Annotated in this window: 10 protein-coding genes; 7 read left to right on the plus strand and 3 right to left on the minus strand. The window is 36.2% G+C overall.

The window, feature by feature from the left end:
- Nucleotides 1-278, minus strand: a 278-nt coding sequence (locus AC1DSL_RS13670; RefSeq protein WP_477532585.1) for a MarR family transcriptional regulator, incomplete at its 3' end; no start/stop codon positions are given.
- A 151-nt stretch (nucleotides 279-429) separates the two neighbouring features.
- On the opposite strand from AC1DSL_RS13670, the gene AC1DSL_RS13675 reads away from it, so the two are divergent.
- The 4 genes from AC1DSL_RS13675 to AC1DSL_RS13690 all read left to right on the plus strand — a co-directional run bounded on the left by AC1DSL_RS13675 (nucleotide 430) and on the right by AC1DSL_RS13690 (nucleotide 3258).
- Nucleotides 430-1014, plus strand: coding sequence for a DUF3238 domain-containing protein (locus AC1DSL_RS13675; RefSeq protein WP_477532586.1), 585 nt, complete (start codon nucleotides 430-432; stop codon nucleotides 1012-1014).
- Nucleotides 1015-1156: 142 nt separating this feature from the next.
- The gene (locus AC1DSL_RS13680; protein ID WP_477532587.1) at nucleotides 1157-1741 is read left to right on the plus strand and encodes a DUF3238 domain-containing protein; all 585 of its coding nucleotides are present in this window, start codon (nucleotides 1157-1159) and stop codon (nucleotides 1739-1741) included.
- A gap of 71 nt (nucleotides 1742-1812) precedes the next feature.
- On the plus strand, nucleotides 1813-2439 hold the full coding sequence (locus AC1DSL_RS13685; RefSeq protein WP_477532588.1) for an FMN-dependent NADH-azoreductase: 627 nt from the start codon (nucleotides 1813-1815) through the stop codon (nucleotides 2437-2439).
- 645 nt (nucleotides 2440-3084) lie between these two features.
- The gene (locus AC1DSL_RS13690) at nucleotides 3085-3258 is read left to right on the plus strand and encodes a hypothetical protein (RefSeq protein ID WP_477532589.1); all 174 of its coding nucleotides are present in this window, start codon (nucleotides 3085-3087) and stop codon (nucleotides 3256-3258) included.
- A 223-nt stretch (nucleotides 3259-3481) separates the two neighbouring features.
- Here the strand turns inward: AC1DSL_RS13690 and AC1DSL_RS13695 are convergent, their stop codons facing one another.
- Nucleotides 3482-4210, minus strand: coding sequence for a GntR family transcriptional regulator (locus AC1DSL_RS13695; RefSeq protein ID WP_477532590.1), 729 nt, complete (start codon nucleotides 4208-4210; stop codon nucleotides 3482-3484).
- Nucleotides 4211-5523: 1313 nt separating this feature from the next.
- Between AC1DSL_RS13695 and AC1DSL_RS13700 the strand changes: the two genes are divergently transcribed.
- Nucleotides 5524-6444, plus strand: a complete 921-nt coding sequence (locus tag AC1DSL_RS13700; RefSeq protein WP_477532591.1) for an alpha/beta hydrolase family protein — start codon at nucleotides 5524-5526, stop codon at nucleotides 6442-6444.
- 131 nt (nucleotides 6445-6575) lie between these two features.
- Here the strand turns inward: AC1DSL_RS13700 and AC1DSL_RS13705 are convergent, their stop codons facing one another.
- Nucleotides 6576-6938 carry a hypothetical protein gene (locus AC1DSL_RS13705; RefSeq protein ID WP_477532592.1) on the minus strand — a complete coding sequence of 121 codons (363 nt, stop codon included), beginning with the start codon at nucleotides 6936-6938 and terminating at the stop codon, nucleotides 6576-6578.
- Between the two features lie 39 nt (nucleotides 6939-6977).
- On the opposite strand from AC1DSL_RS13705, the gene AC1DSL_RS13710 reads away from it, so the two are divergent.
- Nucleotides 6978-7271, plus strand: coding sequence for a fibronectin type III domain-containing protein (locus AC1DSL_RS13710; protein ID WP_477532593.1), 294 nt, complete (start codon nucleotides 6978-6980; stop codon nucleotides 7269-7271).
- A 267-nt stretch (nucleotides 7272-7538) separates the two neighbouring features.
- Nucleotides 7539-10955, plus strand: a 3417-nt coding sequence (locus AC1DSL_RS13715; RefSeq protein ID WP_477532594.1) for a S8 family serine peptidase, incomplete at its 3' end; no start/stop codon positions are given.

Genomic DNA, 10955 nt, shown 5'->3' on the forward strand with positions numbered 1-10955 from the left:
CTCTTATCAGTGGGATGAGCTTTGCTCATTACATAGCCACTTTTCTCAAGATAAACCACCATTTTACTCACAGCTTGCTTTGTAATTCCTAAATATTCGGCTAGTTCTATACCTGTTGTTCCATTTGGAGTGATGCATTTAAACATAAAACCATGTACAGGTCTAATATCTCCAAATCCCAATTCACTCAATCTGTCATGTAATTCATTTATTGATGTACTAAAGGATAATGATAATAGTGATGTAAGATCCAATTCACTAAATACTTCATGATTCATACATAAAACCTCCTTAAATAAAGTCAATTAGGTTGACTTTATTTGAAACCCATTGTACTATACACCATGTAGTCAATCAAGTTGACCATAATTCAATTATAAAAGAAATAGGATTCACCGAAACAAAATTAATACATTACGGAGGGTTCTCATGGCTAACATCGTTAAAATTAGAGGAAGTGTATTTGCACCGTATGCTTGGTTGGAACCTATTAAAGATCCTGCAACAGAAAAGATATTCGAATACACTGGTGATGCACGTGAATTTACACCAAACGCTGTAAACACTACACGGTCAAGATTAGAGCAAGAAGTGATTATTGATTTTTATAAAAAAGAAATTTTCACATATACCAATGCTTGTATCGTAACTGTAAAAGTTACAAATCCAGATGGTTCTATTGATTATAAAAAAGGAAAAACAAGTACAGAAAATATTGTATGTACTAATGTTGTGTGGGGCACTGATGAAGTTTCTTTTGAAATGAGGGCAAGTGCAAGCAATCCTTTAAATGCAGCAGCACCTGCGGCTGATTATTTATTAACTATACAGGTTAACAAGAGTGGTGTTGCACAAATTGAAGGTGCACATGATGGGTTCCCCTGCTATGAATTTTATAAACAAACAGATTTTGGTCCATTTGAATTAATATATACACATGATTTCAGAAAAACTGGTGACACTCCAGCAGCGCTAGCTGGGGAAATGGAATACAGTTTTAAAACGACAATCTAGATATAAATACTAAGTAGAAGTTTACAAGCAGCAAATATTAAAGGAAAAGCAATAATATATACGAAAGAAATTGCGATCTGTTTTGCTCAATGGCTCAATATTATTATCCAAAATAAAATTAAAAATCATAGAGGTGTGTCTCATGACTAATATCGTTAAAGTTAGAGCAAGTGTATTTATTMCAATGTCTTGGACTGAACCTAAGAAGGATACTCAAACAGGAAACGTGATTCAATTCGAAGGTGACTCACGTGAATTTACACCATATGCTGTAAACACTATGCGTTCCAGAATTGAACAAGAAGTAGTAGTAGATTTTTATAAAAAAGAAATCTTCACATATGCGAATACTGGCATGACAACAGAAAGAATCACAACTCCTGATGGTTCCGTTAATATAAGAACAGGAAAAGCTAGTACAGAAGGTATTTTGTGCATTGATGTTGTATGGGGGGCAGATGACGTCAAATTTCAAATGAGTGCTAGTGCTAGCAACCCATTAAATGTTTATGCACCTCCCGTTGATTATCTATTAACTGTACATGTCAAAAAAGATGGTACTGTCGATATTCAAGGTGCACATGACGGATTCCCTTGTTATGAATTTTATAAGCAAATAAACTATGGTCCGTTTGAAAAGATTCATACACATGACTTCAGAGAAACTGGTGATACAGCTGAAGCTTTAGGTGGAGACATGGAATATAGTTTTAAAAAGATATTGTAAAGACAATAGGATTCCCTTTTTAGTGAATAAATATATAACAACATAAGAGTGAGCAACAGGAGGAAAAGAGAATGACAACAGTTTTATTTGTAAAAGCAAACGATCGCCCAGCAAACCAAGCAGTTAGTGTGAAATTATATGAGGCTTTTTTAGCAAGCTACAAAGAATCACATCCAAATAATACAGTGATAGAGCTTGATTTATTCAAGGAAGAATTGCCATATGTAGGTGTAGATATGATTAACGGTACATTTAAGGCAAGTAGAGGACTTGATTTAACAGCAGAAGAAGCAAGAGCAGTAGCTGTTGCTGATAAATATTTAGATCCATTCCTTGCAGCTGATAAAGTTGTATTTGGTTTCCCTTTATGGAATTTAACTATCCCAGCTGTACTACACACATATATTGATTACTTAAACCGTGCGGGCAAAACATTTAAATATACGCCAGAAGGTCCAGTAGGTCTTATTGGAAATAAAAAAATAGCATTATTAAACGCAAGTGGCGGTGTATATTCTGAAGGACCAAAAGCTGAAGTAGAAATGGCTGTTAAATATGTAGCAAGTATGATGAACTTCTTCGGTGTAAAAGATATGGAGAAAGTAGTGATTGRAGGTCACAGCCAATTTCCTGATAAAGCAGAAGAAATTATTGCTGCTGGGCTTGAAAAGGCTGTTAAAGTAGCAAGTACATTCTAATTAACAAAATGCTTGTCACCCTGTATGGCAGTACCAACACTTTTATAGTGGTGGTACTGCTTTTTTTTATTCACTTATCTCATTACTTCTGGGCAATGATTGGAATTGCTATATTTGATACTATGCAACTTAAGGAGGAAGTAACGCCCTTTTCCTTTTTGAGCTGACGGGGCGGGAGGAGGATTATATGCTAAAAATAATTTTATTTTTTCTCGTAGTCATTTCAATCTATGCTATTTCGATTTGGCAATATATAAATCCAACAAAGACTATTCGTTTATGGCATCAACTAGCATATATAGAGGAACCTAAAGCAGATGAGGCATTTGTAAGGAGTTGCATTATAACAAGAGGTATTTTCTTCACGTTGTCATTTATCGTAATAATTGTTATGACATTGGTAATATAAAATAGGAGCGATTGCACAACAAGAGCAGCAGTAGCTTCTTTCACTAACGGGGCAGGTTTGTTGAAGAAGCGTAGTATGATTGAACTGTGCGACACATTTTGGTCGTACTATGCCATAAACTAACCTCTTTGCAATCTCAAACAATTTCTATTTTCAATAGACTAGATATAAATTACTTTTAATTTATCCAACCTAGCCATATAATTAAGAAATTAATTGTAAAGGAGGTTGAAAAAATGAAACCTAATCCTTTGCACCAATGGGAAAAAAATCATAATAAACGAGTATTAGAATTCCATAAAAATCACGCATTAGAAATAGAGCGTGGAGAGAATGGAAACGGGTTGTTAGCTAAATGGGAAAGATTTGTCTACAACAAGGGAAAAGCTCTTTTTAAAGCTGTCAAATAAACTTTTATAAATTAACTGTTCCTTTTGGGACAGTTCTTTTTTTTCATTATTGTTGTATGAATTGTTACGCATTTATGTCAACACTTCAATAAGTCTAGTTCAACTAACGGGGCTTTAGTTGAATAAGAAAAAAAAGCTAACGTCTTAGAAAAGACGTTAGCTTTCAGTATTTACAGATATGGAAGCCGGCTTTCCAGAACATCACTTGGCTTCAGCAATAAATCTATTTATTTTTCCGATTAATTTTAATCGAGCTGAATTCCGTCGGTATATATATTTTATTCTGGAGTATAACATGGCCAATCGAATCATATAAACTCTCAATTAATAGTGTAAATAAATCATTGTTTGAATGGAGTTGATGGCTCGCAGAGGAAAGTACGGATTTTGTAAACTTGACTTCTATTGTCGAAGAATGCGCATATTCATAAATTCGTTCTTCAAGCAATTTGAGAATACATTCTTTATCATTAAGACTTACTTGAAATTGGGAAGCGATTTCACTTGGCAGCGCGGAAAAGGTGTGCGCAACAATTTTATTTTTGCTTTTGTACCATCTGCTAAATCCAATAACCACTGCCGAGTTAATACCGAACAGCTTTTTTGTATATTCATAATCGTTGACAAATTCAAGGCGAAAGTCGGAATCAATGTCGTCAATAGCTTCCGTACAACAATTAGAAACTGTATCTCCTATTTTTTCTAATCCAATACTTCGTAATTTTGTATTATCTTTTATAAAGTTTCCTTGTCCATGGATCGTCTCGATATAGCCATCTTCTTGGAGTAAGCTTAAGGCTTGGCGTAAAGTCATCCTGCTAACATTCATCATTTTGGAAAGTTCCAATTCCGCAGGCAATTTACTTCCCACCGGATAAACTCCCGCATTAATTAGTTTTAGTATTTTATCATAAGAATCCACATATAGATGGGACTTGTTTTTAATCGGCATTAAAATACTCCTCCTCAATAAACATTATATCCCTTTAATTAGGGATGCGACACCTCAACATTGGGATGATGAAATACAACTTAATCCAGTTTAAATTGCAGAAAAATATGGAAAATAACTTTTTTATTCAGTATGTCAAATTTCTGAGTAAATGTCATTTTCTATGCAGTCCGAGACCCTATACAAGGGGGCTTGGACTGAAAGATTTTTATGTTTCTGAGATTGTTTTTGGTTCCAAGCCTCCACGGATGGCTTGAGGTGGGTTTGCGTGGCTGCGCAGAACTCGCCTTTTTTGTTTCCTTTATGCGTTGTACCTTTTCGGTTTCTTTTACTTTCCAAGGCTTGACCTTGATGTCAGAGAATAAGATCGTCCTCTAGTACGGTCATTTTAGCGCTAAACTGAAACGAATGCTGATGTGATACTGGGTTGTGTACAAATCGACAACATGTTCCTTAATTTTATCCTCCTAAGCATGAAAGGGCTTTCTGCCTCTGTTCTGATGCTCGATTCCCGAAGACCTCTTGCATGTGTTTTTTCTTCAACAGAATAACTTGCCGGGAGTTATCCCAACAAAGCTGCCGCATCCACATTTGTCATAAGCCCATCTAAGACTTTTTCCACAACAAGTACTTTCTTCATCTCTGCGTTAGTCAATGTGATTGTCCCCTGTTCCATAGTGACAGTATCACAGAACCACAACACACACTTTTTTAAATCAGTATTGACTTAACCGGTTTACTGAAATACAATTACAATGAATTTATTAGACAACTATATATACCACGTACCATAGTTGTCTATTATTATCCTTAGCGTATGATGGCATTCATTAAAAAGGAGGCATCGAATTCCTCAAAATTTAATTGCGATTCTCTGTAAGCGAATACATTTTGCCGCACACAAGAGACCCAAAATCGCTCCGTTGTAACCGATGATCTTGGCGGATTGGTCCATTAGATCCGGCAGCAGTTCTAAGGAGTGGTGGAATCATAAGAGCCAATATGACATTCTTTACTCGATGTGATAGAGGATTTATTTGTTCAAGAATCCCCCAATCTTTTATTTTTTTGTGCTTTGGCGGAGTGTATATAGATTTACCAGTTTATTTATTCGACTATATGTAAGCGATTACATGAACCTCATGTAAGATTCTTAATACATACAATCTCGCCAAAACTTGAATAGGGAGGTGGTGTCTATAAGAAGCGCTGATTGAGGTAAAGAAAGAAGTAAGTAGGTGTTCCGCTATTTATAAAAGTTTTGCTAACTCTTATCTACAAAGCCAAGTTAAACACATTAAGGGGATAGAAAAATGAAAAAATTAATGACCATGACCATGATTCTGATATCAGTCCTTGTGATATCAATCTTCTGTACAGGATGTGAAAGTACAAGCAAAAAGGAGAGCAATCAACCCATAAAGGAACAGTCCGTTTCGATCCCTAATGGAAGCCATAATGTTCCCGGTATATTGGTAAGCCCGTCAGTAGCAACAAAGGATAAACCAGCTCCTGTGGTATTGCTGTTGCATGGTACGGGTGGTAATAAAAATGAACTTGGAGATATCTATAAACAACTTGCTGCTCAATTGGCATCAAAAGGATATGCATCTTTGCGGATTGACTTTGCAGGAGGCGGGGATAGTTCCCAACCCTATGTTGAGAATAATTTCGATGATTCAGTCGCGGATGCTCTGAAATCGGTCGAATTCCTCGCTAATTATACGGGAATAGATAATAATCGAATCGGTGTGTTGGGTTACAGCCAAGGAGGACGAATAGCGCAAGTAGTAGCAGCCCGGGAACCAAAAGTAAAAGCACTTGCAACCTGGTCATCCGCGCCGTCAAACGGTGCAAAAGACTTAGAGATTTTGTTCGAATATGCCGAAGAAGCCTATGCGAAAGGTTCGGCTATAGTGACGATGCCATGGGGTACTCAATTAGAATTTGGTAAAAAATTTTTTACAGCGATGGAAAATTCTCGTGCTCTTGATGAGGTTGCCAAATATAAAGGCCCATTGCTCGCAATTGGAGGTTCGGAAGATCCTGTCGTTTCACCGCTATTGGCAAGGGAATTGGTACAACATGCTGGAAGTACCGATGCGACTCTGCGTATTATTGATGGTGCAGATCATGGTTTCAAAATATTCGCTGATAACAAATTAAATCCTGATCAATCCATTGCAGAAGAACTTTTAAAGATAACAACGGAATGGTTTGCTGAAAAACTGTAACTATCATGAAAAAATAGTTGGACAGGACTCTATTCCTGCCCAACTATTTTTTGTTGTTATTTAGTAAGTGTAAAAACTTTTAATTTCCTGCACAGAAGCAAACAAATGCCAAGGCAACGTCTTGGCATTTGTTATTTTTTATTGATAAAGATATCCGCTATTTCTAGGACTTTATTAGTTTGGCAGTTTTTTAAATAATGATTAAACAATTCTTTTTCATACTTTTTTACTAGATATATATAACCTTGCATACGAAAGAAAGGTAAAGCTTTTTCACTTAAATAGGTGTAATACTGTTCATATTGGTTCTCTAAAAGATAAATCACAAGCGTGAAAAGAAATGTATATAAAGGATGTTTAAGTTCTATTGATATTTCTAATCCATCTTGTGCAAGCTCTAATAATTCACCTTTAGATAGTAGATCTTCTTCTAAGGAAATACGGATATAACCGTTCAGCCGAAAGAACAAGTTACCGGTAAGTACAGTACACATTACTTCAATGAATTAGGAATTGCATCTACCGTTAACACGTTGAAAAATACTACGAAATCTAAAAATTCGGCCGCTCTTAGCTGGATTGCCGCTGTCAATGCAACTGAAGTGAAAATTGAGCAATCGAGCGATAATGGCGTTACATGGAGCGCTGCGACAACAGAACAACCGGTTATAGCAGGTTCAAACAGTGCAGTGGTTACAGGATTGTTTGAAAATACTTTCTACTATTTTAGAGTAAAAGTAGTAGGCGGCATGAACGATGGTATACCTAACGTTGTTAAGGTAATAACAGCAGACCCATTACTACCTGCTAAAAAGAACAACAATTAAAACCGCAATCATGAATGTGAAAAGCCGTTCACAGGCAGTCAATTATGCCGTTCGAAATCAACTTGTTCCATTTTCTTAATTAAAAATCACTTATAAAAATATGTCCTGTCCCTTATTATATCACTCTTGGTATAGTACTTTTGTTTTATGCAGGTATAGAACCAATAACAGCAAGAGTTACATCCTAAGTTCAATTTTCAGAAAAGTAGAAATATGGGATGATAAGGGTAAGTGGAATAAATATAAACTCAAAAAGGAGAGACGTAAATGAAAAAAAGTAAATTGAAAGCATTTAAAGTCATGTCTACTGCAGCTGTCACATCTTTACTTCTAACATCTTTAACAGCTTTTGCAGAAACGAATGACACTTCAACCAAGTTTCAACCATTGGAAGATATAGTGGAGCAAGAAAGTAAGGATCTTTATAGTGAAGCTGTAACTAAAGAAGGTTTAATTAAAGCGTATAGCCCGAATGAAGTGGTCCGCCTAATCGTTGAAGTTGAACAGCTAACTGATGTGGAGCAATCATCAAAAAATAAAAAGTCAATGATGAAGCAAAAGCAAGACAAAGTGATTGATGCAATCACTAAAACGAAAAATTCAAAAGTAAATTCCGCTACTAAAGTGAAACATCGTTATTTTGAAGGTTTTAACGGATTCAGTTTAGAAACTGAGTTTCAGAATTTGAAAGAAATCGAGTCTATTCAAGGAGTTACGAATGTACATATTGCTAAAACATTCCATGAAACGATGGCAGCTAGTAAAGAATTGGTACAAGCTCAAAAAGTTTGGGAACAATATGGCTATAAAGGTGAAGGATTAGTTGTAGCGGTCGTAGATTCTGGGATTGATCATACACACAAAGATATGAAACTATCTGATAATGCAAAAGCGAAAGAAAAATGGACTCAAGATAAAATGAATCAAAAAATGGCAGATACAGATGTAAACGAAATTTGGTATTCAGATAAAGTCCCGACAGGTTATGATTGGGCAGACAATGATACAAATGTCATCCCTGGATTAAATGGTAGTCCGCATGGAACACACGTTGCTGGAACAGTTGGAGCTAATGGGGACGAAGCAACTGGTGGGGTCGCTGGTATTGCTCCAGGTGTTCAACTATTAGCAGAAAAGGTATTCTCGGATATGGGCGGCGGAGCCTATGAGGATGATATTATCGCAGGAATCGAGCATGCCGTTACAATGGGTGCAGATGTTATCAACATGAGCTTAGGTGTTGATGCAGGCTATGTTAGTGAAGAAGATGATCCGACTCAAAAAGCCATTCGAGTTGCGACAGAGCGTGGAACACTAGTTGTAGTGGCAGCTGGTAATTCCGCTCATAGTACGAAAAATAATTTATTTCTTGACTCTGCTTCAAAGCCATATGCAGAAAATCCTGATATTGGGACAGTTGGTGCACCGGGTGTAGGTCCATATGCTTTATCGGTAGCATCCTATGAAAATACAAAATTGCATTTAAATACTTTAGCAGATACAGATGGTTTTAAGCTTCCTTTCCAAGATCAAACGATGTTTCCTGCAAAATATAATTTTAAACTTTCAAGATTTTTAAATCCGAATCAAGAGTATGAAATGGTGTATGCAAACGAAGGACGAAGCAAAGCTGATTTTCCCGCCAATAAAACTGGCTACATTGCAGTAATAAAATTATTAAATCAATATACTTCTTATTMTAGTATTCAATTTAACGCAGAAAGGTATGGAGCAAAAGCGGTTATCATAATACCAGCTGATAATATGGCGACTGATTATCCTTATCTAAGATTAACTGAAAATTCCATTCCAACTGCTACAACAGGTAAGGCTCCAGGCCAAGAACTATTAAATAAACTAAAAAGTGGTCAAACCGTCAAGATGAAATTAGACGGGGAAACTTGGATAGATAATGCAAAAAAAGACAACATGTCCAGTTTTTCATCCTATGGTTCTCCAAGTACATTAGATTTTAAACCAGAGATTTCGGCTCCTGGTGGAAATATTTATTCAACTGTTCCAGGAAATGATTATGAAAACATGAGCGGTACATCAATGGCAGCACCTCATGTTGCAGGCGGTTCAGCATTGTTATTGCAGGCACTTTATCAAAAAGGATTAACCCATTCAGAAGATACGGTGTTAAAAGCAAAGCTTGCTTTAATGAATACAGCTAATGTTCTCATGGATCCAAAAACAAACGGTGAAGTTCCATATTCACCACGCTTACAAGGATCTGGTTTAATGAAAATTCAAAATGCCATTAACACACCTGTCATTGTGACAAGTCGAAACACGCCTTTAGAACAAGCTGGAGCAGTTGCTTTAAAGGAAATTGGACAAACTACAAGCTTTAAATTAAACGTGGAAGCATTCGAAACTCCTAAGGGAAAAAATAATAGTGAGGATATCGAATACCAAGTTTTTGTAGATGTTTTAAAGGATCAGACGGAAGTGAAAGAATATGATTTAGACACTGATGGTGACTTGGATTCCAAGGAGTATCTAACTTTAAAAAGTGAACGAATCAATGGAGCAACCGTCACTGTCAATGATAAAAAAGTGACAGTAACAGAAGGCGCACTTCTTAAAATTAAACCTGGTCAAACAAAACAGCTGACAGTTAATGTGAATTTACCAGATTCCTTAAAGAAAAATAGTTTTGTAGAAGGATTTGTTCGTCTAGTTCCGGTTACCAAGGACCAAGATAAAGCCGTGCCTTTATCCGTTCCTTATATGGGCTTCTATGGAAATTGGGATGAACCACTAAATATCGATCCTCCTGCATGGGAAAAAGATGCATTTTTAGGTTATACTGCACTTTGGGATGGAACATCAGAACGTTATCCAAAGGGATATGATCCTAGTACAGGAACGTTTGATCTTAACAAAATTGCCATCTCGCCAAACTACCATCTAAATGGTATCTATTCTTCATTTACGGCTTTACRTAATCTACAAAAAACAGAAATGTTTGTTGAAGATCAATCAGGAAATATCGTTAAATATTTAGGTGACTTCAGTGAATATACAGGGACACCATGGAAATTCAGAAAAAATATCATGTCATTTGGGGACACTTATTACAATGAACTCTATCCTTGGGATATGACAGATGAATCTGGACGATTTGTACAAGATGGAAATTATCAATATGTGATTAAATCGACATTAGACTTTCCAGGTGCAAAACCACAGGAAGTTATAATGCCTGTGAAAGTAGATTCGACACTACCTAAAGTTACAGACATTACTGTAACTCCAAAGGCTGGAAAATACGAAATTTCCTGGAAAGGCACAGATAATGAAAACGGAAGTGGATATGTTGCTGCAATGGTTTGGGTGAACGGAAATTATTATCTACCAGGAAAAGAGTCRACATTACTATTAAACTACGAACCGAAAAATATTGTAGTAATTGGAGCAGACAACGCGTTTAACCACTCTTACACCGTTTGGGGAGATCAAAGTCCACAATATATGAGTGAATGGATGGTCCTTTCCAATTCTAGTGTATGGCCGACTAAAAATTTAAACAATAACACTCCAACTGAGCTAGATTACTTTGCCCAAAACAGATCGGACTGGACGTTTTATGTTAAAGATACAAATGGTAATATAGTCGATACGTTTGAAGTTAAAAATGAAAAAGAAGTTCATAGAAAATGGGTACCTAAACCGGAT

It is taken from the genome of Paenisporosarcina sp. P4_D4, assembly GCF_056401835.1.